General features: G+C 29.6%; 22 protein-coding genes and 1 tRNA gene. 11 read left to right on the top strand and 12 right to left on the bottom strand.

Annotated features, from left to right (window positions below; genetic code table 4):
• Nucleotides 1-28: 28 nt before the first annotated feature.
• From MAGB_RS00150 to MAGB_RS00165, 4 genes are all read right to left on the bottom strand, one after another.
• Nucleotides 29-1,246: an MAG3720 family protein gene (locus tag MAGB_RS00150; protein ID WP_004023807.1), complete on the bottom strand. Its 1,218-nt coding sequence runs from the start codon at nucleotides 1,244-1,246 to the stop codon at nucleotides 29-31.
• 33 nt (nucleotides 1,247-1,279) lie between these two features.
• Complete coding sequence (gene rsmH, locus MAGB_RS00155) at nucleotides 1,280-2,182, bottom strand: 16S rRNA (cytosine(1402)-N(4))-methyltransferase RsmH (RefSeq protein WP_004023808.1); 903 nt, start codon at nucleotides 2,180-2,182, stop codon at nucleotides 1,280-1,282.
• A gap of 1 nt (nucleotide 2,183) precedes the next feature.
• Nucleotides 2,184-2,612 (bottom strand): division/cell wall cluster transcriptional repressor MraZ, encoded by a 429-nt coding sequence (mraZ, locus tag MAGB_RS00160; protein WP_036433076.1) that lies wholly within the window; start codon nucleotides 2,610-2,612, stop codon nucleotides 2,184-2,186.
• 207 nt (nucleotides 2,613-2,819) lie between these two features.
• Nucleotides 2,820-3,488: a potassium channel family protein gene (locus tag MAGB_RS00165; protein ID WP_004023810.1), complete on the bottom strand. Its 669-nt coding sequence runs from the start codon at nucleotides 3,486-3,488 to the stop codon at nucleotides 2,820-2,822.
• Between the two features lie 174 nt (nucleotides 3,489-3,662).
• On the opposite strand from MAGB_RS00165, the gene MAGB_RS00170 reads away from it, so the two are divergent.
• The 9 genes from MAGB_RS00170 to MAGB_RS04405 all read left to right on the top strand — a co-directional run bounded on the left by MAGB_RS00170 (nucleotide 3,663) and on the right by MAGB_RS04405 (nucleotide 13,952).
• Nucleotides 3,663-5,222 (top strand): TrkH family potassium uptake protein, encoded by a 1,560-nt coding sequence (locus MAGB_RS00170; RefSeq protein WP_036433079.1) that lies wholly within the window; start codon nucleotides 3,663-3,665, stop codon nucleotides 5,220-5,222.
• Between the two features lie 11 nt (nucleotides 5,223-5,233).
• Nucleotides 5,234-5,686, top strand: a complete 453-nt coding sequence (locus MAGB_RS00175) for an MAG0130/MAG3770 family membrane protein (protein ID WP_004023812.1) — start codon at nucleotides 5,234-5,236, stop codon at nucleotides 5,684-5,686.
• 112 nt (nucleotides 5,687-5,798) lie between these two features.
• Entirely contained in the window at nucleotides 5,799-7,808 is a 2,010-nt protein-coding gene (uvrB, locus tag MAGB_RS00180) for an excinuclease ABC subunit UvrB (protein ID WP_004023813.1), read from the top strand.
• Between the two features lies 1 nt (nucleotide 7,809).
• Nucleotides 7,810-10,641, top strand: coding sequence for an excinuclease ABC subunit UvrA (gene uvrA, locus MAGB_RS00185; RefSeq protein WP_004023814.1), 2,832 nt, complete (start codon nucleotides 7,810-7,812; stop codon nucleotides 10,639-10,641).
• A gap of 15 nt (nucleotides 10,642-10,656) precedes the next feature.
• Entirely contained in the window at nucleotides 10,657-11,343 is a 687-nt protein-coding gene (locus MAGB_RS00190) for a nuclease-related domain-containing protein (protein WP_004023815.1), read from the top strand.
• Nucleotides 11,315-12,121 carry a YgjP-like metallopeptidase domain-containing protein gene (locus MAGB_RS00195; protein ID WP_004023816.1) on the top strand — a complete coding sequence of 269 codons (807 nt, stop codon included), beginning with the start codon at nucleotides 11,315-11,317 and terminating at the stop codon, nucleotides 12,119-12,121. Before MAGB_RS00190 ends, MAGB_RS00195 begins: the two co-directional genes overlap by 29 nt.
• A gap of 44 nt (nucleotides 12,122-12,165) precedes the next feature.
• Nucleotides 12,166-13,269, top strand: a complete 1,104-nt coding sequence (gene ychF, locus MAGB_RS00200; RefSeq protein WP_004023817.1) for a redox-regulated ATPase YchF — start codon at nucleotides 12,166-12,168, stop codon at nucleotides 13,267-13,269.
• Nucleotides 13,270-13,281: 12 nt separating this feature from the next.
• Nucleotides 13,282-13,355, top strand: a tRNA-Trp gene (locus MAGB_RS00205).
• Nucleotides 13,356-13,754: 399 nt separating this feature from the next.
• A complete protein-coding gene (locus MAGB_RS04405; protein WP_235750712.1) occupies nucleotides 13,755-13,952 on the top strand; it encodes a hypothetical protein in 198 nt (65 codons plus the stop codon).
• Between the two features lie 111 nt (nucleotides 13,953-14,063).
• On the opposite strand, the gene hpt is transcribed toward MAGB_RS04405, so the two are convergent.
• The 8 genes from hpt to mnmA all read right to left on the bottom strand — a co-directional run bounded on the left by hpt (nucleotide 14,064) and on the right by mnmA (nucleotide 23,684).
• The gene (gene hpt / locus MAGB_RS00215; protein WP_004023818.1) at nucleotides 14,064-14,612 is read right to left on the bottom strand and encodes a hypoxanthine phosphoribosyltransferase; all 549 of its coding nucleotides are present in this window, start codon (nucleotides 14,610-14,612) and stop codon (nucleotides 14,064-14,066) included.
• On the bottom strand, nucleotides 14,602-15,093 hold the full coding sequence (gene greA / locus MAGB_RS00220) for a transcription elongation factor GreA (protein WP_004023819.1): 492 nt from the start codon (nucleotides 15,091-15,093) through the stop codon (nucleotides 14,602-14,604). Before greA ends, hpt begins: the two co-directional genes overlap by 11 nt.
• Nucleotides 15,094-15,376: 283 nt before the next feature.
• On the bottom strand, nucleotides 15,377-16,099 hold the full coding sequence (locus MAGB_RS00225; RefSeq protein WP_004023820.1) for an SDR family oxidoreductase: 723 nt from the start codon (nucleotides 16,097-16,099) through the stop codon (nucleotides 15,377-15,379).
• Nucleotides 16,100-16,282: 183 nt separating this feature from the next.
• The gene (locus MAGB_RS00230) at nucleotides 16,283-18,466 is read right to left on the bottom strand and encodes an MAG2960 family serine endopeptidase lipoprotein (protein ID WP_004023821.1); all 2,184 of its coding nucleotides are present in this window, start codon (nucleotides 18,464-18,466) and stop codon (nucleotides 16,283-16,285) included.
• Between the two features lie 302 nt (nucleotides 18,467-18,768).
• Nucleotides 18,769-19,482, bottom strand: a complete 714-nt coding sequence (locus MAGB_RS00235) for a BC85_0335 family putative methyltransferase (RefSeq protein WP_004023822.1) — start codon at nucleotides 19,480-19,482, stop codon at nucleotides 18,769-18,771.
• A complete protein-coding gene (gene ruvX, locus MAGB_RS00240) occupies nucleotides 19,472-19,912 on the bottom strand; it encodes a Holliday junction resolvase RuvX (protein WP_004023823.1) in 441 nt (146 codons plus the stop codon). The genes MAGB_RS00235 and ruvX overlap by 11 nt, the downstream gene beginning before the upstream one ends.
• Entirely contained in the window at nucleotides 19,905-22,547 is a 2,643-nt protein-coding gene (gene alaS, locus MAGB_RS00245) for an alanine--tRNA ligase (protein WP_004023824.1), read from the bottom strand. The genes ruvX and alaS overlap by 8 nt, the downstream gene beginning before the upstream one ends.
• Before the next feature lie 12 nt (nucleotides 22,548-22,559).
• Complete coding sequence (mnmA, locus tag MAGB_RS00250) at nucleotides 22,560-23,684, bottom strand: tRNA 2-thiouridine(34) synthase MnmA (protein WP_004023825.1); 1,125 nt, start codon at nucleotides 23,682-23,684, stop codon at nucleotides 22,560-22,562.
• 176 nt (nucleotides 23,685-23,860) lie between these two features.
• Between mnmA and MAGB_RS00255 the strand changes: the two genes are divergently transcribed.
• Both MAGB_RS00255 and MAGB_RS00260 read left to right on the top strand, forming a co-directional pair.
• Nucleotides 23,861-24,589: a purine-nucleoside phosphorylase gene (locus tag MAGB_RS00255; RefSeq protein ID WP_004023826.1), complete on the top strand. Its 729-nt coding sequence runs from the start codon at nucleotides 23,861-23,863 to the stop codon at nucleotides 24,587-24,589.
• A gap of 178 nt (nucleotides 24,590-24,767) precedes the next feature.
• Nucleotides 24,768-25,688 carry a hypothetical protein gene (locus MAGB_RS00260; protein WP_004023827.1) on the top strand — a complete coding sequence of 307 codons (921 nt, stop codon included), beginning with the start codon at nucleotides 24,768-24,770 and terminating at the stop codon, nucleotides 25,686-25,688.
• Nucleotides 25,689-25,703: the final 15 nt, after the last annotated feature.

The raw sequence follows: 25,703 nt of genomic DNA on the forward strand, positions 1-25,703 counted from the left end.
CTCCTTTTTTATAGAGTTATTTATAAAATTATGCATTAACTGATTTTTGAAATGATTTTAAAATTTTGCTTATTCCAGGTGTCTTTGCTTTGTATAAAGGAATAGTATTTAAAAGTTCTAAAGTACTACTTATTTTTGGTAAATTATCACTAGCCAAGTGAGCTGCGCCAACAAAGTATTTTTTAGTTCCAAATATAAGCATGTCAGTATTTTCTGCTTTAATTACTGAATAGCCGCTTATTTCCTTTTTCAAAATGTGCGACACAAAGTCTGCATTTTTACCATTTACTTGAATTTCTATATCAGGATAAGCAATATTATCTTCTAATAATGCTTTAATTTCCTTTGATACTTCAGTAACAATGTTTTTTAATACAACTAAAATTCTTTCTTCTAGATTATTTTCATTTAAGGAAGTGTACAAATCGTAATTTTTAACTACGGAGTTAATTAACAAATCAAAATTATGTAAACTAACATTGGCTTGTTTTGAAAATATGTCATTCATTCTTTTGATGTCTAAAACATATTTTTTGTAAAAAAATGGACTATTATTAACAACACCAAGAAAACTTACAAAATTTCAAGAAAAGTTAACTATAAATTTGAATTTGTTGTCCAGTTTGCCAATATTTAAGCATTCTGATTCTAGAAATACTTTTTTAATATCAAAACTGGCATTTTTTAAGCTTTTAAGCAAATTAACTGCAAATGAATCAGGACTAAGAGTAATTAATAATTGATTAGTTACTAACTTCTTGCCTTCTTTTTCATATGGCATTTGAACATATTCTTTTGAATAATTATTCTCTGAATAAACTGTATATAAGAATGTTTTGTTGCTTATAATAAAATCATCAGAGACTAAATTCTTTTTATTAATTTCCTCATGATACTGATTTATAGTACTATCTGTCACTTTGCCTTCAGCAAGATCAATAGTAATATAATCATTTTTAATCTGTAAGCTTTTTTCTTTATAACCTACATATTTATCAGCTAGAATTAATGAATATTCAATTGAATATTTACTTTTTTTGCTTAAAGTTGATAGCTTAGAGTTTAAATCAGATTTGATTTCATTAATTTTTGACTTTAATTTACTAATATCATTAAAGTCATAGCTATATGACTTTTGATATACTGGAATGTAGCGAGTTCCAAGAAATGAAAGCACAACTAATTCAATTTCTTTTTCACTAAGATAAAATGCACCAAAATAGTTGTGTTTTTTAGAAACTTTCATGCTACTCTCCTTTTTAATTTGTTAAATAAAATCCTAAATTAATTTAGTTAATACTCTTAACTTTGCGCTCCTTGATCTGTTATTTTCGCTAATTTCTGATTTTGAAGGACTATAAACCTTAACAATGTAATTTTTTTCTTCCTTAATAGGCATTTTTGAAGGATGCTTACTTTTAATTAAGTTCCCAAAAAATTTCTTAATGATAGAGTCTTCTAATGAATGAAATGTAATGATTGCTAAACTTGAGTCTTTTTTTAACAAATTTAGCGTCTGCACAAGCATAGAATTAATTGAACTAAACTCATTGTTTACTTCAATCCTAATAGCCTGAAAAACAGCCTTGCACGGATTTTTTAGACTTAGTAATTTAGCAGGATATGCTGATTTTATTACTTCGGCTAATTCTAGTGTTGTATTAATTGGCCTATTTTTTATAATGGCATTCGCAACTTGCTTTGCAAGCTTTACCTCTGCGTAGTTATAAAAGATAGTAACTAACTCATCTTCACTATAATTATTGACTACAAAATGAGCATCAAGAGCTTGATTAGTATTCATTCTCATATCTAATCTAGCATCCTTACTATAACTAAAGCCTCTTTCAGCATTATCAACCTGTGGGCTAGAAATTCCTAAATCTACTAATATACCATCAACAGCATTAATATTCAACTTTGCTAATTCATCTGCTACATTGTTAAAATCAGAATGAATTAATTGAAAATTAGAGCCAATTTTGCTTAATCTTTTTCGACTCTCTTCTATCGCAAAAAGATCTTTGTCAAAACCAACTAGTAAACCATTTTTTAGTTTTTTTAGTATCTCCGAAGAATGACCACCCATACCAACAGTAAGGTCTAAATAAATTCCATCACTTTTGATATTTAAAGATTCAATTGCTTCTTTTAATAAAATCGGTATATGCTTATTTTCCATCTTAGTTTTTTTCTGCTAACTTAGCTGCTGCATTAGCAACTGAGTCTTTATCTAATTCATTTTCATACTTTGCATACTGTTCTACACTTCATAATTCAACTAAATCACCAACGCCGATAAGTAGAACTTCTTTTTGGATAGCTGCATGGACTAAAAATTGTTTTGGGATTGTAAAGCGTCCTTGTGAATCAAGTTCAATTTCTTGACTTTTTCCAAGTCATGCTCTTCTTATTAAACGTGCTTCTGAACTAAACTGGCTTTGAGCAATTAATTTATTGCTAAAAGCCATAAAAGTTTCTTCGCTTCTTAGTTCAATAACATCGTCCAGGCCAATTGTGATATAGAACTTGCTCCCTAAACTATCTCTTAATTTAGATGGAATTGCAATTCTATTTTTATCATCAATAGTCCGCGTAAATTCACCAAACATATTCCACATTCCTCCACTATCCACCACTATTATACACTTTTGCGTTTTTATTAAAATAATAAAAATAACTAATGCAGTTTTTGTGATTTTTTAAAAAAATCCTACAACAGTACAAAAAAACAAAACAGATTGGCTGTTTTTCAATCTGTCTTGTTTGCTTATGAAGTTATGAAAAATACTAATTAGCCTATAAAACAGGCTTATAAATTATTTATTTAGCTCAGCAAGCATGACGGTAACATCTTCTACTTTACCAATTAAAGTTAGTAAATCACCTCTTTCTAATGTTGTAAGACCGCTTGGCAAAATGCTTCTTGCTCCCCTTTTTATTAAAACAACACTTACACCAAGGTCTCTGAACTTAATTTCTTTAATTGGCTTGCCTTCATAAAACTGAGAATTTAAGGATGTTGTTCCCATAACAAAGTTGTCACCTATTTCTTGCAAGTTTTGACTAAAACGCATAAAATTAGGGTTAGCAGCTATTAAAGCAGTTCTTACTCCCGCTTCATATTCAGGCTGAATAATTACATTTGCACCAATTTGTTTTAAAACTCTGGCATGAGTTTTAGATTTAGCTCTAACAATTAAGTTTTTAACATCAAGCTCTAATAATGCAGCTACTATTTCAATGTTATCCGAAACAGCAACTACCACTGTGTCCATTTCAGTTATATTCAAGGCTTTTAAGGCTTTGATATTTGTAGCATCAGCTACAACTATTTTTTGCGCTACATCCTTATATTCATTTAAAACTTGTTCATCGCTATCAACTAGCAAAAGTGAACAATTCATTTTTGCTAGTTGCCCAATAACAGCGCTACCGAAACGCCCAGTACCTATAATGCAAATGTCTTGGTTTCTTTTTCTAGCCATAAATTACCGCCTAAAATAAATAAATATAATAATAATATTATACCTTTTCATAAATATATTAAACTTGATAATTACTTAGTTAAAATTGCTGCATAAAATGATTAATTAATACATATAATTAAAATGTATAATTTAATATTATTATGCTTGCATACTATTTGGCGGTTAAATAAGATGAGATCAAAGAAATTTGCCTACCGGTGAAGGAATAGCAAAATTAGAAGCTTTTTTAAAAAGATTAGATTATGAACTAAGAATGGTACAAAAGTTAAATTTATTTTATTAATGTATGCCTTAGTAGTTCTAATAATCACTCTTTTTTTACATAGCAAAATAACTCATAATCTTGATTATGTTGCAGAAAACAAAATAACTTTTTGGGATGCCTTTTTTACAACTTGCAGTGCTTTTAGTAACACTGGATTAGTTAGCCATCCTACATATAAGGCCTGAAATATGTTTGGCCAGAGTTTAATTGCTATTGCTGCTCTTTTAGGCGGTTTTGGGCTTTTTGCGCTGAAAATATTTTTAATTAATGTTATTTTTATGAAAGGTCATGTAAGCCTAAGTGATGTTGAATTAGTTTCATATGAAAGAGGGCATTCTGACTTTTTCAAAAACAAAAGAATGATTATTGATTCAATGATCTTTTTGATGGTTACTTTGCTTCTAGCTAGCATCGGCTTATCATTTTATTTTTACTATGTAAGTCCAAAAACTGAATTAGCGCACTTAAGAGAAGTAGTAGGCAATAATAGTGCCAACTTTGATAATCCATATCATAACTGAAGTCATAGTTTTAGATTTGGCATTTTTCATGCAATAAGTGCTATTAATAACGCTGGCTTTGACATAATTGGTGACAACTCACTAATGCCATATTATAAAAATATTGGCTTGCAAGTTATTATTATGACGCTGTTTTTAATTGGTGGTATAGGCTATCCAGTTATTCACGATGTGCTTAATTACATAAGAATTAAAAGTATTAATAAAAATGCATATTACAATTGAAGCTTATTTACTAAGATCTCAGTTGTTACCTATTTAATAGTCACTTTATTTGGTTTTATTTTTGCTATATCATTTGAATTATCATCTAATGATTCAATTTTTAAGTCTAATTTACAGTACTATGGGAATAATGCCTACAAAACTTGATCACTATTATTTATGGTTATATCAACTCGTAGTGCTGGATTTTCAACTCTAAATTTACATTTATTATCTGAGCCAACATTATGAGTTTTAGGCACATTAATGTTCATCGGAGCTGCTCCAGCTTCTACTGGTGGCGGTATTAGAACTACTACATTTGCAATTTTATTTTTATTAGTTATAAGTAAGGTTTTTGGAAGGCCAAATGTTAGAGCATTCAAACGCCAAGTTGATAGCGATACTGTTAAAATGAGTACAATAGTTTCTACTATAAGTGTTGTTTTAGTTGGTTTTGTTTCACTGGTTGTAATGTCAAGCTTTGATAACTTCAGTGGCTTAATTCCAAGAGCAAAATATAGTGCTACTCATGTATTTTTTGAAGTATTTTCAGCTTTTGGAACTTCTGGCTTAACAACTGGAATTACCAGCTCATTAAACGTTGGTTCAAAAATTGTATTAAGCATTTTAATGTTCATTGGTCAATTTGGAGTAAGCAGTAGTGTTTTAATATGAACTAGCAAGAAAAATTATGCTTATAAATACAATTACATTTCTGAATCAGTTACAATTGGTTAAAGGAGAGTTTTATGGATGGCATAAATATTGACAAATTAAATAGATTTGCTGCATATTCTAGAAACAAAAAATTTCTCTATTCTGCCTATTTTATAGGCTTATTAGTTTTTTTGTATACTGTAGCAGTTATTATTACGCTTTTAGTTTATCGCAAATGAACTAATGTTACACTTGGCTTAATTATTTCTCTTTCAGTGATAGCTTTTGTTTGAATTGTGCTGCTTGGGCCTATTTTGCAACTGCTTAGTTTATCATTTGTGGCTTTTAGAGCACTAGAAGATGATCCAAATCCTTGAAGAAGTAAAAAGCCATATTTATGATTACTTAATTTCCAAGCATTTTTTGCCTTTTATGCCTATAATCTAATCAATAAAAAACAAAATTGATTTACAAAAGATGAAAAACAAAAGTTGGTTACTTGGTTATTTAATCAGGATGACAATGTGAGTTTAAGAAGCAAATAAAATAATAAACTTTGCAAATTTTGCAAAGCTTTTTTAATTTAGTGAGATTCTTTATTAAAAATAAAGAATTATTGATCATAATAAAAATTTTAAAACATTATAATTAATTAATATGTACAGTTTCAAATTGCACTCATCTTATTCTCCAGCAGGCGATCAACCTAAAGCGATTAATGAATTAGTAGAAGGCATTAAAAATAATGTCAAAGAACAAGTATTACAAGGTGTAACAGGAAGTGGAAAGACATTTACAATTGCAAATGTCATTAATCAATTTAACCGTCCTGTTTTAGTTTTATCGCACAATAAAACACTAGCAAGTCAACTTTATACTGAATTAAAAGGTTTTTTCCCTGAAAACAAAGTTGAGTACTTTGTTTCATATTTTGACTATTACCGTCCTGAAGCATATATTCCATCTAGTGATTCATACATCGACAAAACTAGCAAGCGCAATGCTGAAATAGATTCTATGCGTATGAGTGCAGTTAACTCTATTTTAAGTCGTAATGATACTATTGTTGTAGCTTCTGTTTCAGCTATTTATGGTGCTTTAAATCCTTATGAATATGAAAATAACTTCATGACAATTCATAAAGGTCAAAAAATTTCACGTAATGATTTTATTCGTTCTCTTATAAAAAGAAATTACTTTCGTAATGATGTTAACTCTGAGCTAGGTTCGTTTGCAGTTAAAGGTGATTTAGTTTTGATTCAGCCTGTTTATGATAATTCATTCATGATCAGAGTTGACTTTTTTGGTGACGAAATTGAATCAATTAAGACAATGCATCCTATAACTAAAGAAGTTTTTGCTAGCTATGACGAGTTTTTGCTTTTCCCTGGTGATGCTTATACAGTTAATAATGACATACTTAAGCAAACTGTTGAGTTAGCTAAAATTGAATTAGAAGAAAGAATTGCTTATTTTGAAAAAAACAATAGACTACTAGAAGCGCAAAGAATAAAAGAAAGAGTCGAAAGAGACCTTGATTCGCTAGCTGAATTTGGAACATGTCCAGGAATTGAAAATTACTCTATGTACCTTGATAACAGGACTTTTGGTCAAAGGCCTTATACTTTATTAGACTACTTTCATGACAAAAATCCTATTGTTTTTATCGATGAATCACATATGATGATGCCACAATTAAGAGCTATGTTTAAAGGTGATAGATCACGTAAACAAACTTTAGTTGACTATGGTTTTAGACTGCCAAGTGCTTTGGATAATAGGCCATTAACATTTGAAGAGTTTGAAAACAGTTTTGATTTTCAAAAAATATATATTTCAGCTACTCCTGATGAATATGAATTAGATAAAACTCATGGCGTAGTTACTACATTATTTGTGCGGCCAACTGGATTATTAAATCCATCTATTGAAATAAGGCCTGCTAAGGGTCAAATTGAAAATATTTATGATGAATTGCAAAAGCAAAAAGAAAAAGGCGAAAGAACATTAATCCTAACGACAACGAAGTCATTAGCTGAAGAATTAACTAGATATTTCATGGAAAAAAATGAAAAAATTGCTTATATTCATAGTGAGCATAAAACTTTTGAAAGAAATGAAATCTTAAGAAAACTTAGAAAAGGCATTTATGACTGTGTTGTTGGAATTAACTTGCTTCGTGAAGGGATTGATTTACCAGAAGTGAGCTTAATTATGGTGCTTGATGCTGATAATGAAAGCTTCTTCCGTTCAACTAGAAGTTTAATTCAGATAACAGGTAGAGCTGCTAGAAACAGTAATGGTAGAGTCATATTTTATGCCGATTCAGTTTCAAAGAGTATGCAAGAAACAATACTACAAAACAGCGAGATTCGTCAAATCCAGGAAGAATATAACAGAAAGCATAACATTGTTCCTAAAACAATTATTAAACCAATACCAGAACCAATTCATAATGAAAAAATGGCTGATGCTATTTCATTTTATTTCAAAAACTCTAGCTCTAAAAACCAAGATGGTAAGCTATCTAAAGATGAATTGATTGAGAAATTAAGAAAGCAAATGGAACAAGCGGCAAAAGAATTAGATTACGAAAGAGCAATGGAAATAAGGGATATCATTATTGAATTGCGCGAAGGCAATAGCAGTTCAAATAAGGAGGGCTAAAATGAGTGCAAGAGATCAAATTATTATTCATGGTGCTAAAGAAAATAATTTAAAAAACATTGATTTGACAATACCTAAAAATAAATTAATTGTCTTTACAGGCCTATCAGGCAGTGGTAAAAGTAGTTTGGCCTTTAACACAATTTATGAAGAAGGCCGTCGTAGATATGTTGATAGTTTAAGCAATTATGCACGTTTGTTTTTAGGCGGAACTAACAAGCCTAATGTTGATTCAATTGAAGGACTTAGTCCTTCTATTTCGATTGAACAAAAAACAACCCACAATAACCCTAGATCAACTGTTGGCACTGTAACTGAAATTTATGATTATTTTAGACTCCTATTTGCTCGTATTGGTAAGCCTTATTGTCCTAATCACAAAATTCCTATCACTACGCAAACCAATAATGATATTTTAAAAAGTATTTATGAATTTCCTGATCAAACTCGTTTATACATACTTTCGCCAATTGTAGATGGCGAAAAAGGCACACATGCAAACCTTTTTGAAAAACTGAAAAAAGAAGGCTTTTTGCGTGTGCAAGTTGATGGCCAAATTTATTCGTTAGATGATGAAATTAAATTAGAAAAAAACATAAAACATTACATTGATATTGTTGTTGATAGAGTTGTGCTTAATGAAGAAAATCAAAATAGAATTTCTGAAGCAATTAGTGTCGCTTTAGACTATTCAAAAGGTTTATTAAAAGTCGAAACAACTGAAGGTGAAGTTAAAAAATTTTCTAAATTACACTCATGTATTTACAAAGATTTTGATATGCCTAAAATTGATACTAAACTCTTTTCATTCAACGCTCCTTTTGGTTCATGCGAGCTGTGCAAAGGATTAGGAGTTAATTTAAGAGCTGATTTTGATGCCTTGGTGCCTGAAAAATGAAGAACTATTAATGATGGTGCTATTAAGATTTTTGCCAACATAGTTAATAGTCAAAATTTAGAATGACAAGAATTTGATATTCTCCTAAACACCTATGAAATAGACAAAAACACACCAATTGATCAGCTTTCTAAAGAAGAAATTGATATCATAAAATATGGCTCAAAAGAAGACATTGAATATGTTTTGGTTTCTTCAAGTGGTAATAAAACTAGAAGAAACAGACATATTCCTGGAATTTTAGAAAAAATTGAAAATGATTACTTTAATACTTCCAGTGAAAGAATTAGAGACTGACTTAAAAAATATATGGGGTCGTTTACATGTGAAAAATGTAAAGGCTCAAGATTAAATAAATATGCACTTAGCATAAAGGTAAATGATTACAACATTGATGATTTTACAAGAATGAGTGTTGAGGATGTTCTAGAAGCGTTAGAAAATCTAAAACTTAATAGCGAAGAAACATATATTTCACAACTTATTTTAAATGAGCTATATAACCGTTTACATTTTTTAAAAAATGTTGGTTTAGGCTACCTAACTCTTAATCGTAACGCTGAAACATTAAGTGGCGGTGAAAGCCAAAGAATAAAGCTAGCTACACAAATTGGTTCAAATTTAACTGGAGTTTTATATGTTTTAGATGAGCCATCAATTGGACTTCACCAAAAAGATAATGAAAAACTTATTCAGACGCTAAAAAATATGGTTAATTTAGGCAACACTTTGATTGTTGTTGAACATGATGAAGACACTATCAAAAGCGCTGATTATATAGTTGACATTGGACCATATGCAGGTGTGCATGGCGGTAAGGTAGTTGTGCAAGGCTCTCTTGATGATATAAAAAATTGCGAAGAGTCATTAACTGGTAATTATTTAAGTGGAAAAAGAAAAATAAATATCCCTGCTTTTAGAAGAAGTGGAAATGGTAAAGTTTTAGTAATTAATGGTGCTAGCGAAAATAATTTAAAAAATATTAATGTTAAGTTTCCGCTTGGCAAGTTTATTGGCGTAACAGGTGTTTCAGGAAGCGGCAAAAGTAGCTTAGTTAATGAAATTTTGGTCAAAGGACTAACTAAGTATTTATCAAAAACGCAAACTGAAAAAGTGGGGAAGTTCACTTCATTTAGTGGCTCATTTAACATTGATAAAGTTGTTGCAGTTAATCAAAGCCCTATTGGCAGAACTCCTAGAAGTAATCCTGCTACTTATACTTCAGTTTTTGATGATATTAGAGATATATTTGCTTCAGTTGAAGAATCAAAAGCAAGAGGCTATGCTAAAGGAAGATTTAGCTTTAATGTCCCTGGCGGAAGGTGTGAAAAGTGCTCGGGTGATGGATATTTAAGAATAGAAATGCACTTTTTGCCTGATGTTTATGTGCCTTGTGATGAGTGTGAAGGCAAAAGATATAACAGAGAGACGCTAGAAATAAAATACAGAGGCAAAAATATAGCTGATGTTTTAGATATGACAGTTGAAGATGCTTTAGAATTTTTTGAAGCGCGTGCTAATATCAAAAATAAATTGCAAACTTTAAGCGATGTTGGACTAAATTACATAAAACTAGGTCAGCCATCAACAACACTAAGTGGTGGCGAAGCGCAGAGAGTTAAACTTGCTACATATTTACAAAAACCTCCTACTGGCAAAACTATTTATGTTTTAGACGAACCTACAACAGGACTGCACTCATATGACGTCGCTAACTTGCTTAGTGTGCTTAATAAAATTGTCGACAACGGCGATACTGTTGTGGTAATTGAGCACAATCTTGATGTTATTAAAAACTGTGATCATATTATTGATCTTGGGCCAGATGGTGGAAAAAATGGTGGCATGGTCATAGCTACTGGAACCCCTGAACAAGTTGCTAAAATTGAAAAGAGCTACACAGGCCAATATTTGAAGAAAATCCTTAATTTATAGGAATAAAAGGAAAATATGATTGGAATTATATTAGCAATAGTTCTAGTTACCATTGCCATTTTACTCGGCACATTCTTTATAGTTAGAACTAGCAAAAAAACAACTCAAACTAAGACTAAAGGTAAGATTTTTGAAGACACAATTAAAGAAAAATTGTCTTTAATTGCCGAGCAAAAAAAATACAAATTTTTAGATGGTGGCCTTTTTAAGTATGCTGAAAACAACTATTTTGAACTAGATGGGATTTTAATAACTTCTAAAGCAGTTTATATAATCGAAGCAAAACGTTATATTGGCTACTTACATGGTGGATTTTTTGATGATTATTTACTCTTAAGAGATGATAGGAAGGAAATAAAAGTTAAAAATCCTTTTAATCAAAACTATAGACACATAAGACATTTTATTAATATGTGTAAAACAAATGTTCCAATTTTTTCATTAATTATTTTTCCTGATTCAGCCACTGTGGATATTGATAAACAGGAACCATCAACAATAATAGCTTCTATGAGTAATGTTGATTTACTTTTAGAAGAAGTTGAGATGTATATGACTAATGATCCTGATTTAGAGCCTGTTAAGGTAAATGCTGTAATAGAAGCAACTGCCAAAAATAGAGCTCAATCTGAAAATGATAATTTTAAATTTAACCAAATAATTGCACAAAATAATGAAAACCAATACTTTGACAGAGCTTAAAACTGTTTTATTTAATTCAAAAACATTTACAGTTTTTTATAAACATAGTGCTAAATCAAAACATCTCAAACTCACGCTTTATGCTAGTGAAAATAAAGTAGTTTTGAGTGCACCATTTGAAGATTTCACGATGGAAAACTGGCACAATTTCCAATTAGATAATTTACTTTTTAAGCTATTAAACAGGCATAAAAGTAAAAAAGAGAAAATAAGTGACAATACAAAATATAAGCAAATTTATTTAAGCTATAGTGCAGATAATCATAAAATTACACTGTTTGATAAATTAGTTGACTTAGAGTGAAAATATCATAATCGTTCTAGTTATACCTATAATTTCGACATTGAGCAATCAAAATTGCAAATTTATTGCAATGAAATAGTTAAAACTGAAGCTGAAAAACGAAGAAAAATATTCATTTACATATTGTCTAGAATTTTAGAAAATCTTGTTACTAAGAAACAAACAGAATTAGTAGAAAAAATAACCAAAGCGGGATTGCCATTAGTAAATCCTGCATTTAAAATCAATTTAAAAAAAGGTGCTTGGGGAACAAATATAAAAAAAGGCAAAAGATTGAGTAAAATAACATATGATGTTAAAATGATAGCAATGCCAATTAGATTAATTGAAGCTGTTGTTTTGCATGAATTAATACATGAGTTTCATCCTAATCATAGTGACAAATTTTATGAAACTGGCTCACTTATAATGTATGATTTTAAATTAAGAAATAAAGAAATAAATAAAATTATGGTGCAGATAGTTGATTACTAATAATACTATAAAACAGCTATATATTAAAATGGAGAGTTATAATCATGGGATTAAAAGCAGGAATTGTTGGTCTTCCAAATGTTGGAAAAAGTACACTATTTAGTGCTCTTACAAAACATCAAGTAGAGGCTTCGAATTATGCTTTTACAACTATTGATCCAAATATAAGTAGTGTTGCGCTTAAAGATCAAAGATTAATTGAGCTAGCTAAAATTGTTAATCCTGCAAAAATAGTCCCTGCAACTTTTGACTTTGTTGACATTGCTGGACTAGTTAAGGGTGCTTCTAAAGGCGAAGGGTTAGGCAACAAGTTTCTTTCTAACATAAGAGAAGTAGATGCAATTATTCATGTGGTTAGATGTTTTGAAAACAAAGACATTATGCATGTAGCTAATGAAATTAATCCAGTAAATGACAAAAATGTTATAAATTATGAACTTATGCTAGCTGATATTGAAACTGTTAGCAATGTAATCAACAGAATTAGTAAGAAAGCAAAAGCTGGTGATAAATCTGCACTTTTAGAATACAATTTGGCACAAAAAATTAAGCAAACATTAGAAAAAGAAATGCCTGTAAGATCGTTGCTACAATCTCTTTCTGATGAAGAAGCTAAACTTATTAAAACTTACCATTTATTAACTGCTAAACCAGTTATTTATGTAGCAAATTTATCAACTGAACAAATAAGTAATTATGCTAATGATAAATTATTTAATGAGCTAAAAAACTCATTAGCAAAAGATGAAAAAATTATTCCTATATCTGTGCAATTAGAATCAGAACTTGCACAAGTTGATGAAGCTGAAGCAAATGAGTGACTAAGCTCATACAACATTAGCCTAAGTGGGTTAGATATTTTAACTAAAGAATCTTTTGACTTATTAAAATTAAAGACTTATTTTACAGCAGGACCAATGGAAGTTAAGGCCTGAACATTTAAAGATGGCATGATGGCACCACAATGTGCAGGGCTTATTCATAGTGATTTTGAGAAAAAATTCATTAAAGCAGACATTATAAGTTATGAAAATTATATACAATACAATGGTGAACAAGGTGCCCGTAATGCCGGCAAAGTTAGAAGCGAAGGCAAAAACTACGTTATGCAAGATGGAGATGTTTGCCACTTTAAATTTGGTAAGTAAAATCTTACTTATGGGAGTTTAGTATAATGGTAGTACTGCAGTCTCCAAAACTGCTTGCAAGGGTTCGATTCCTTTAACTCCCGCCATATATTATTAATACCAATAGGCCTGTAAAACAGGCTTTTTTATTATATTTTTTTGACATTCGCAATTAATTTTCATATCTTTGGCTGGAATAAAAAATATATATATAATTTTGCTATGATGAATTTTGAAAACAAAAAAGATTTAACTAAACTCAAGAAGCTGTCAGTGTCTTACTTATCTTTGTGAGGCGCTAACGTAGTTGTTTTCCTTTTAGCATTTATTTTGTTAATGGTATGACAATATAGTATTAAAAATTCAGTTACAACTTCAACTACTACAATTGATCCAAAAAATTTAAATCTTAATGATTTTTTAAATAAATCAACATCGGATACTGCTTCTCTGCATTCTTTGCATACTTACTTATTTATCTACTTGTAGTTCCAATTAATATTGCAATGATAGTTCTTATAATTTTAGCCGCAATAATTGCTCCAAACCAAAAATACCTAGTTTTATTTATTGTTGGTACTGTAATTAGTATAGTAGGACTTGTTGGCATAATTATGTTCTTAGTTGAATTGAATAAATTTTCTAAACATAAAGCTAATATGAACATAGATAATCAAGCTGATAGCGAAGTAAGAATTAGTTAAAATGCCTTTTTGGCATTTTTCTTTAAAAATTTAAGTACTTTATAAGCCTATAAAACAGGCTAAAAAGCAAAAAACAGCAGTTAAAAATTCTGCTGTTTTTTTAATTTATTATTATAAATACTCTTTGTTAAAAATTCCAATATAAGGCAGGTTTCTCATTTCTTCTTGATAGTCTAAGCCAAATCCTACCAAAAATTCATCAGGAGCATGGAAGCCAAATTTATCAGCATTTAGTGCAACTTTCCTGCGATATGGCTTATCTAATAAAGTCAAAATTCTTATTGATTTAGGATTTCTTGTTTCTAAAATTTCTTTAACTTTATTTAAAGTTATGCCTGAATCAATAACATCTTCAACAATTAAAACATCTTTGCCAGAAATTTCTTCGGCCATGTCCATGATTATCTTAACGCTTCCTAGCGACTTAGAACCACCAGCATAGCTAGAAGCTATCATAAAATCTAGTTTATGATCAACAGTTACATCCTTAATTAATTGCGCCAAAAAAGGAACACAGCCTTTTAGCAAGCCAACTATTATTAATCCTTCAGTATTTGCATAAGTTTCATTAACTCATAATGCTAATTCTGATATTCTTTTTTCTAATTCCTCTTTAGAATAAATAACTTTAAGAACTCTTTTGTCAATATTATTTTGCATAGCTAATATCTAGAACTTTAATGTTGTATTTTTGAGGAACTTCAACTTCAACAACATCACCAATTCCATTAGCTTCCATAATTGCTTGTGCAACAGGTGATTCGTTACTAATTTTATTTTCAATAGGGTTGCTATCATGAGGCCCCATTATTGTGACAACTAATTCCTTATTTGTTTTCATATTTAAATATCTAACAGTTGCACCAATTCCAGCTTTATTTTGAACAGCACTTTTTGTATCAATTATTTCAGCGTTTTCTAAGATACGTTCTAATTCAAGAATTCTTCTTTCAACTTCGCTTTGACGATCACGAGCTGCATCGTATTCAGCGTTTTCAGACAAGTCACCTTGAGCTCTAGCTTCTTTTAATGATGCTTGCACTGCTGGACGTTCAACAGTTACTAATTCAGTATATTCATTTTTATATTTGTTATATGTTTCTTCAGATAAATAAATCTTTTCATTTCCAAGTAATGCCATTAATTATTCCGCCTTATAACTATCTATAAAATTAATTTTAAATTATATATTAAAAACAAAGGTTTTTAATAACTTAGTTTAAGTTTAAGTTTAATGATAAGTGTTATTTAGTTAAGTGTCTGAGCATAATATTAAGTTAATAAGACATTAACTATGCTTTCATATTTACCTTATAATACTATAAAACAGGTTTCTAAGCTAATGTTAAAAATATGAAGAAATCTTAAACATTAGCTAACTTTATATATTTTTTGTCTACATAAAAAAATAAAAAGTGTAGTTACTACACTTCCGATTCATTAGTGTGTGAGATTAGAATCTCTTTTATTGTCACATCTTGTGGCAGTTCATAAATATATAAAATAGTTTGCGCTATTGATTCTGGTTTTAAGCCATTATCAATGCTTTGCTGAAATTTTAAATACTCGTCTTTAATTTTTTTATTTGTAACAGTGCTTAATAAATTTGTGTTAACAATAGCAGGCTCAATCAATGAAAATCTAATATTAGTGTGTGCTAATTCTCTTCTAGCCTGCTGAGTTATAGCATTAACTGCAAATTTTGAGCCATTATAAACTGAGTGGTCTTCATAAGTAAATCTTCCGGCTGTACTACTAATATTAATTATTGTGCCTCTGTTAGCTTTAATCATTGAAGGCAACACAGCGTCCATGCCATTAATTACGCCTTTTATGTTAGTGTCTAAAATATCATATTTATCTTGCAATGATTGTTCATAATATTTATCTAAAGGCATAATTCCAGCATTATTAAGCATTAAGTCAACTAAGTCAAATTTAGATTCGGCTTCTCTAACAGCATTACTTAAAGATTCAAAATCTCTTACATCTACCTTTTTAATTAAGCAGTTTTTGAATTCAAGTGTTTCTAACACATTAGTATTTTTGTCAATTAAAAGTAGCGAATAGCCTTTAGAAGCAAATAATTTCGCTGTAGCTAGTCCAATGCCTGAATTAGCGCCTGTTATTACAATAAGTTTTTTCATATAGCCTCTTGATAATTTTATTTTGCTTGTTAATTTTATTTTATTAAAAAATGACTTAGTTACAAATAATTTGCTACAGGTCATTTATGCTTGCAAAGTGCCAAAAATGCTGTAAAACAGCCTTATAAATCAAATTATGAAATCAACAAATAACAAAAATGCATCAGTAATGATGCATATTTTCTATTCACTTTTAGGATTAAACTTAACTGTTTCTAATTTATCTGCTTTAAGTTTATCAATTAAGCCATCAAAAATATGGGGTGGCTTATTATCTTTAGTATTATAATCATCACTTAAACTTTGGAAAAGCACAACACCATTAGTTCTTTTACGTAATACTCTTTCATATATTCCATTTGAAAGTGGTAAATATGTTGTCTTGCTGCCTGGAATATCTTCAATTGATGTCTTAAGAATACCAATAACATTAAATGATGAATCAATTACCATAGAGCCTGAAGCTCCTTCTTCTAGATTAAGTTCTCCAAAAGGAATATCAGTATATAAAGTTGAAAACTGATCAGCTATGGTTAATGGCATACCGTGTTCATTATTATTTTTAAGAAATGGCTTTTCATACTTTTTATAATGATCATTAAGCGAGTTATATTCTTTATTTAACTTAGAATCATACTTTAGTCAAACATCTCTGAAGACATGTTCATCAATAATTCTTCTTTGTGCAGAAATTAATCCACCAGTTGACTTAATGCCCCTAAATTGTGCAGGAGATGAAGAAACAAATGGATCTCAGAATCTAGAATAACCAGCATAAAAGTGTGTTGATAGCGGACTAAATTTATCTTTTTTAAAGTTTATGTACCAGTCTTTTTCAGCTTCAGTATCAATTATTTCACTAAGCTTAGGCAGTGCATCTTTAAGCTTGTCCTTTTTAATTTTGAATCTAAGTGTTACAAAATCAGCACCAGAGTTTTTAATAGTGAATTTTGTATTATTTCCAGGAGCGGTATTAAGGTCGATTTTTTCTCCTTTAATATATGTTTCTGTTTCATATCTTGGCACATAGTAAGGAGCATTTAAGTACTGTGAATAAGCCTCAAACGCATTAACATATTTGCTATTGTCATTTTTATATTTATGCTTACTTAATTCAAAAATACCAAATGTATCATCTATTTTATTTTCTACTATTCTATTAGTTTTAAAATATTGCTCAGTGCTTCTATTATCACTAGTATCAGTTGCATTAACCCCATCATAAAAGCCGGGAGGAAACTCATTTCACTTGCTTTCGAATGAATTATTATTTTTCTCATCAGTGTGCAAACTTTTGTCAAAGGTTTTACGTAAACTAAAAACATGAATATTTGTTGCTAGTAAAAATTCATATGAATCAGGATCAGTATTTTTTATACGATCAATAACTCAAGCAGTACCTGAGTGACGTGCAAAATTAAGCCTTTTGTTTCAGCTTTGCGTGCCTTCCACAAATTCATCAACTCAGACTTTTTGGTTAATATTTAACTCAATGCTACGATCACTAATATATTGGAAAAAATCAGAATTCTTTTTTAATGATTTATTTGCTTTACCATCATTTTTTATGCGTAAATAATATTTATGATCTCCAGTAAAGATTAAAAGATCAAATGAGCCATTAATATCATCAAAGACTGCCTTAATATCTTTAATATTTTTAATATTGAATAAATTTTCTAATGATTCAAAGCTAGCATAGTAAAAAATCTGGCTTAAATTTGATGGCAAAAATCCAAATGGATTAATTTTTATAACATCATCAATATCGATTGATTGAGGATGCAAGTCTTTTACATCTTCAGTATTAAATTTTTCTAAATATTTTTGACTTAAATTGTGTCATAGTGGTACTCTAGGGTTAAAAAACTTTGTTCTTTCATCTTTAGAAACTCCAACATTACCATATTCACCTAATGGTTTTACATGTTCAAAATAATTGCTATCGTTTTCTCTAGCACTAAAATCATATTGGTTTTCATATACATAATCTGTTGCATTTACTTTTAAGTATTTTAAAAATGCACTATTTGCTTCATTGTACGTTTTAGTTTTTTGATGAATTTCACGAGGTGTCATATTTTTTAATTGAGCAAATGACAAAAAATGCTTATCAGCCTGTTTTATAAAACTTTCTGAATTATTTTCAATAGTTATTTCATCTATATTTTTAGGATTTATTACGCTAGGATTTTCAGGTGGCATTACTATTATTTTTGACCTATCTATTCTGTTCATAATAGCTTTATCATCTTGCTTTTTTGATCCCATTGTACAAGATATAGCAAGAGTTAGTGAAAATGTTGATGAAATTGTGCCTAACAATAATTTAAATTTATTCTTTGTTCTTACTAATGTTTTTTTCATGATTGAACCCCTAAAATTATCATTTGAAACATAAGTATTGTATTTATTTCATAACAATAAAATTGTTATTCTCTTTTCATAATTATATTAGACAAAATTTAATTAATTCGGACAAATTAGACAATTATGTCATATTTTTTCATATTTAAAATGCCAAAAGAGCTGTTTTTAAGCGCTATTGGACAAAAATTATGTTTTTAAAGCCGTGAAAAACAATATTAATATGACTTTGAATAGAACTTGTTTAAAGGCAAATAAAAAATAGCTTCCCATGTCAAGAATGCTATTTTTTTAATAAATTACTATACCTCTGTTTCTGATTTAACAACATATAAAAACAGTGCTTTGTTTTTAGAGGCTTCAAAACGGATGTTTCTAATTTTTAAGTCTCTCTTTAAGTCTTTTAAATCACTTTTAATAATAGGGTTTTGGATAACCATTAAAAGCCCACCAAAAGTTAATTTTGGATAAAGCTTTTTAAAAATTTCAGTATTGCTGGTGTTATCATTGGCACTAACAATTAAATTATATTGTTTGTCTTCTGAAGCTACAAAACAAGGCTTTTCGGTTATTTTATCACTGAAATTAAGCACAGCCTCATTTCAATTTTGAGAATTAATTGCTCTGTGGGTAATTTCTACATTTGCTAAGGTCATTGTTTTAAGTGTTAGATATAAATTTTCTAAATTTAAGCCATCCAATAAAACATTTTTTGCATAGTTTAAATAAACAGACTTAACAATATGAAGCATATCCGATTCATCTATGTTTGTGCTAAAGGCTTTATTAATAAATTCATCCTTTGTGCCTAATTCACTGCCCTTTATGTCCATTATAGCTTTTGTGGCTCTTTCTTCTTGTGCCTTGTTAAATTGCTTTTTAATTTTAAATACCTTTACAAAAACTACAATTGAAGTAATTATTCCAATTATTGAAGCTATTATGGCAGAAGCAATTAGACCTCATCCTAATGGAGTAGGCAAGCCATTTTGAACTAATTTTTCCTTAAAGCTCATACTTTTGCCCTCCATATTGTAAAAAGTCATTTAATATGATGACAGCGCTCACAGTATCTTTTTTACTTTTAGTTTTTTTATTAGAAAGCTTAGCATCTTTTAATATTCTTTGCGCTTTTATAGTTGAGCCATATTCATCAACTAGAAAAATGTCAATATTTGCAAAATTAGATGCTAACAACTTAGCGAAGTCGTCTACCATTAGTGTTCTTTCGCTTTTAGTGCCATTGCTTCTTAAAGGATAACCTAAAACAAAAGCATCAATAGAATTTTGATACTGTTTGATGTATTCATTAACTTTGTTAATTACAGCATTAAAATCATTTTCACTAAAATATATAGTTTCCAGTGCATTTGCGCTTATTTCTAAAATATCGCTGATTGCAAAACCGCATGTTTTAGTTCCTAAATCAAATGCCAGTTTACGCATTAATTAAATAGTCCTTAATTAAACTTTCTATACTATCTGAATAATTCATTTTTCCCATAGCTAATATAGGAGCGCCGCCGCCACGACCATTAAGTGCTGAAGCTAGATTTTTAAACATTTTATTAGCATCAATTGCTCTTGTTGCTATAGCTAATAATAATTCGTTTTCATTTTTTGAGCCTACTATTGCAATTGTTTTGCCACTTTGAAACTTATCTCTTACAGAAGCAGCTATGACTTTGACATCAGAAGCATCAGCATCTAAATTAATATAAACATCAAAATCATTGATTTTGACGAATTTGACTGTTTCATAGTTAAATTCAACATTTGAGTGCTCTTTTAATAACTGTTTATAACCTTCTCTGCACTCTTCAATAGCTTTTGTGATCTTAGCATTTAGTGTTTCTATATCAGGCTCATTTTCATTTACTACAGGAACGCTGTAATCATTCTTAAGCTCTTTAATTTTCTTAATAATTACTGCTAGCTCATCATTAAGTTTTTTATTAACTTCAGTTAAATATTCATTAACTAATTTGCTTGAACTTATAGCTCTAATTCTAAATACTCCAGCTTGCTTTTTCTCCACATTAGTTATCTTGAAATTCTCTAATTTAGCAGTATTACTTAAGTGAGTACCGCCACACAAGTCACTAGTTATATCCCCAAAACGCACAACTCTAATAGCCCTAGGATCCATATACTCACCCTCTTCTAAGGTCATAATAGCACCCATTTCTTTAGCTTTATCAACTGTAGTTGTAATGTACTCTCTATCAATAGATTTGCTAATATAGCTTCTTACTAAGTCTTCAACTGCTTTAATTTGTTCATCACTAGGTTTTTCATCAGCAGGAAAGTCAAATGTTAATCTTTCTTCGTTGTTATCTGAACCTAATTGTTCAATGTGAGATCCTAAAACATTTCTTAGTGCACAAAATAATAAGTGTGTGCCAGAGTGATTTCTTTCTAGGCCAACTCTTATAGTAGGATCTACATAACATGAAACTGGTTCATGATTATTCATTTTGCCTTCTACAAAATGAATATGATTGCCGAATTTGTCTTTAAAGACATCAAGAATTTTTATCTTATTTTCGCCTTGGACTATATAACCTTTATCATGTCTTTGGCCACCACTTGTTGCGTAAAATGGAGTAGTTTCTAAAAGTACATATCCGCCTGTTTCAAAGGCTTCCACTTCATTTTCTTCGTCTAAAAGTTTAAGTATTTTTGAAGTAGCATTTAATTCAGAATAGCCAACAAAATTGTCCATTTTTTTATCAATTAATGCTAATGAATTTATAACTTTATCCATTCCACTAGCCTTGCCGCCCTTAGAAGCTAAAGCATGCTTTTCTTTAGCTAATTCAAAAGCATCCATATCAACCTTTATGCCCTTTTGATGCAAAATTTCAGCTGTTAATTCAATAGGAAAACCATATGTTTCTAATAGATTAAAAGCAACTGCGCCATCAAAAATCTTGCTTTCATTATCTAAATATGATTCAAGTAAAATTTTGCCTTTTTCGATTGTCTTACTAAACAATAACTCTTCTTCTTTAATTTGCTCGATAACATCTTTTTCATCATATTCATAAGGTAATGAAGCTTTAACAACATGAACTAATTTATGTAAAAATAAGTCCTTGATGCCTAATTGCATGCCTTTGTAATATGATCTTCTTAGCAATCTTCTAATAATATACCCACGACCAACATTAGAAATTTTGGCGCCGTCAGCAATAGCATTTACTACAGTTCTGATATGATCAGCAATAATTTTAAAATTAGTATTAATTTCATTTTGTTTTTGATCTTTAACAAAGTAGTTTTCGATTACATACTTATGTGGTGAATATTTTTCAATTTCTCTTATTATGTTTATGAATAAATCTGAATCATAATTAGTTGGAACATCTTGCATTATGCTAGCAAGTCTTTCTAAACCAGCACCAGTATCGATATTTTTTTGCTTTAATTCAATGTAGTTTCCTTCGCCATCATTGTTAAATTGAGAAAATACGATGTTTCAGATTTCAATATATCTGTCGTTTTCAATGTCATTTTTTAATAAATCAAGCCCACGAGAATCATATTTTTCACCACGGTCATAAAAAATTTCTGTACATGGGCCACATGGGCCAGAACCTAGATCTCAGAAGTTTGTATCTTTTGTGCCACTAATTAAATGTGATTCATCAACACCATTTTCAAGTCAGTATTTTTTAGCTTCCAAGTCTTCTTCATAGTATGTAAAGTATAATTTTTCTAAGTCCATTTCTAAAACATTTACTAAAAATTCCTTAGCAAAAGCAATGGCTTCTTTTTTAAAATAATTACCAATAGAAAAATTACCAAGCATTTCAAAAAATGTATGGTGTCTGCTTGTTACTCCAACATTTTCAATGTCATTAGTTCTTATAGCTTTTTGGCTATTAGTGAGTCTAAATGCTGGTGGTACTTTTTTGCCTGAAAAATAGTTCTTTAAGGTTGCAACACCTGAATTAATTCACAATAATGATGGGTCATTAACGGGGATTAATGACTTGCTTTCAATTACTAAGTGATCTTTTGACTTAAAAAAATCTAATCATTTCTGTCTTATCTCAGTAGAAGTTAATTTTTTCATAAATACACCACCTTATAAGTATGTTTTTTCTATATTTTTGTAATAAATTTTTTCAATAACAGCCCCACCAAGGCATTTATCGCCATCATAAAGCACAACTTGTTGTCCTGGGGTTACAGCTTGCGCTTCTGACGGATAATACACTTTTATAGTATTATTGGGCAATAATTCAATAGTTACAGGTATATCTTGCTGTCTATATCTAAACTTAGCACTTAAATTACTTAAATCAAAATCACCATGGTTAAGTGTTAATCCAGTTGCTAATAATGCATCAGAAGTTAAATAACTTAGGTCGCTACTTGGTGAAACATATAATATATTTTCTTTAACATTATGCCCACAAACATAATAAGGCTCAGCTTGTCCGCCTAAATTTAAGCCTTTACGTTGGCCAATTGTGTAATAAAAGCATCCTTCATGTTTGCCTATTTTTTTATTAGTTTTTATGTCAACAATATCTCCAGGTTGCATTGGAATATAGTTTTGTAAAAACTTTGTAAATTTACGCTCACCTATAAAACATATGCCAGTTGAATCTTTTTTACTAGCAGTTATTAAGCCTTGTTCTTCTGCTATTTTTCTAACTTCTTCTTTAGAAGTAAAATCAGCTAAAGGCATAAGCACTTTTTCTAATTGTTGATGACTTAATTGTGCTAAGAAGTATGTTTGATCTTTGTTTAAATCTTTGGCCCGATAAAGCCTGCCATCAGTAACTTTGGCATAATGACCCATAGCTATATAATCAGCACCTAAATTATTAAAAGCATAGTCGCTAAAGGCTTTAAATTTTATGTACTTATTGCACAATATATCAGGATTCGGAGTTCTGCCATGCTCATATTCAGAAATAAAAGTTTTAAAAACATCATTTCAGTATTCATTTACAAAGTCAACTCTATGCAGCTTGATTCCTAATTTATTAGCTACTTTTAAAGCGTCTTGATAATCTTGCTCTTGCGGACAAATATCTTGTGAAATGTTTTCATTTCCTAAAAAATCATTATTAAGCATTGAGTCTCAATTACGCATAAAAAGGCCTTCTACTTCAAAGCCTTGCTTAAGCAACAAATATGCACAAACTGATGAATCAACACCGCCTGACATTCCTAAAATTACTTTTTTCTTATTAGACATAATTATTTTTAAATTTTACCATTTATTTAACTTCTAATTCTCCAATTCCAAGCTCATTTTTAAATATTTTTACTACCTTTACTCTAGAATGTATTTACTTTTGCAAATTGCTTGCAAAATATGCATATGCTATAATAAAAAATGAATGCTTTTTAAAAAAATCATAGGAGTTTATTATGCCAACACCACATTTAAGTTGCAATAAAGGCGAGATTGCTAAAATAGTTTTAATGCCAGGCGATCCATTAAGAGCTGAATATATGGCTAAAAAATTTTTAACTAATCCTAAATTAGTTTCTTCTGTGAGAAATATTTATTTTTACACTGGCGAATATAAAGGAAAACTAGTTACTATAGGCGCTAGCGGCATGGGTGTAGCTAGTATGGGGATTTATGCCTATGAATTATTTACTGAATATGATGTAGATGTTATTATAAGACTAGGCTCAACTGGCTCATATGTTGACTATTTAGACATTAAACAGCCAGTTTTGGTCAAAAGAGCATATGCTGATGGCTTAGGATTTGTCTCACTTATGACAGGTGAAAAAACTCATAATGCTTATCCTGATAAAGACATAGTTAAGTTATTAAAAAAGTCAGCTAAAAAGAAGAAAATAAATGTGCTTGATGTTACTTGTCATACTACTGATGTGTTTTATAGCTTAAGACCATTAGAAGAGACAATCAAGAAAACTAAATGCCAAACAGTTGATAATGAGTGCTTTGGTTTATTTACAACTGCTAAAAGATGCAACAAAAAAGCCGCTGCATTACTAAGTGTTTCAGAAAATATAGTAACTGGAAAATCAATGACTAGTGATGAAAGACTGCTAGAGTTTTCACAAATGTTTGAAGTTGCTCTTAATGCTTTAAATGATATTTATAAGCATGTTGAGAAGTAATAATGCTTTTATGATTTGAAGTTCAGGTTTATGCCTGAATTTTTGTTTCATTGAGCTAGCTATTTTTGCTAAATGTAGCTATTTTTCAGACTTATAAGGAAATTCAGGTTTATTTTTTGGGATTTTTATAAAAAATATGTATATTAATATGTTGAACCTTATGAGGTATATCAACAACATGAATAAGAAATTTAAAATTTTAACCCCTATTGCAGCTGTGTCGGTAGTTGCAGCTATAATAACATCTGCTGTTTTTGCATCCCCACAAATAATTAATAAATCAAGACTTGAGAAGCTTAATGATCCAATAAATCCTTTTGGTGAGCCTAAAAATATTGAGCTAAAAACTGATACTGAAAAGGTAGAAAAAATTCTTAATTCTGAATCGTCAGATAAAAGTGACATTAATGAATTAATTAAAAATAATGCTATTAGCACTTCAAATAGGACTTCTACCAATAATGCTATAAATCAGCCATATAAGAATAATGATTGATTTTTAAACACTAAATTTTGAGAAGATCTAAACTTTGATTTCATTGGTTTTGATGAAGAAAACAAACAGAATGAAGACAAAAAGAAAGCAGAAAAATCAAAATTAGATAAGAAAGCAGAATCAAAAAATGACGCATGATACAACAACACTAAGTTTTGAGAAAATCTAGATTTTGACTTTATTGCTTCTGACCTTAAGTCCTATCAAACAGATACAAAAGCAGAAATAGAAAAAATTAAAGAAATAATAGAAGAAAAAGAAAAAGAGATACATTCTGTTAATGAAAAATCTCCTGAAGAAAATAAAATAAAAGAAAAATCAGTTGATGATTTAGAAAAAATGCTTGCAGAATTAGAAAAAAGACTTTTTGGTAGTTTTCGTGATGCAGTAATTGCAAAAGAAAAAATCGATAAAGAAATTAGCGACCTAGAGAAAAATAAAGAAGATAATAATGATTCAAAATTAGAAGAATATATAAACAAAAGAAAAGATGCCGGCGAAAAACTAACTAAAGAAAATGACGAATATTTTGCATATAAAAAAGTAATTGAAGAATTACAAGCAAAACTAAAAAAATTAAGCAAAAGTAAAAATTCTGCTTAATTTTTTTAATTTTAA

The organism is Mycoplasmopsis agalactiae 14628, assembly GCF_000266865.1.
GTDB classification, from domain to species: domain Bacteria; phylum Bacillota_I; class Bacilli_A; order Mycoplasmatales; family Metamycoplasmataceae; genus Mycoplasmopsis; species Mycoplasmopsis agalactiae_A.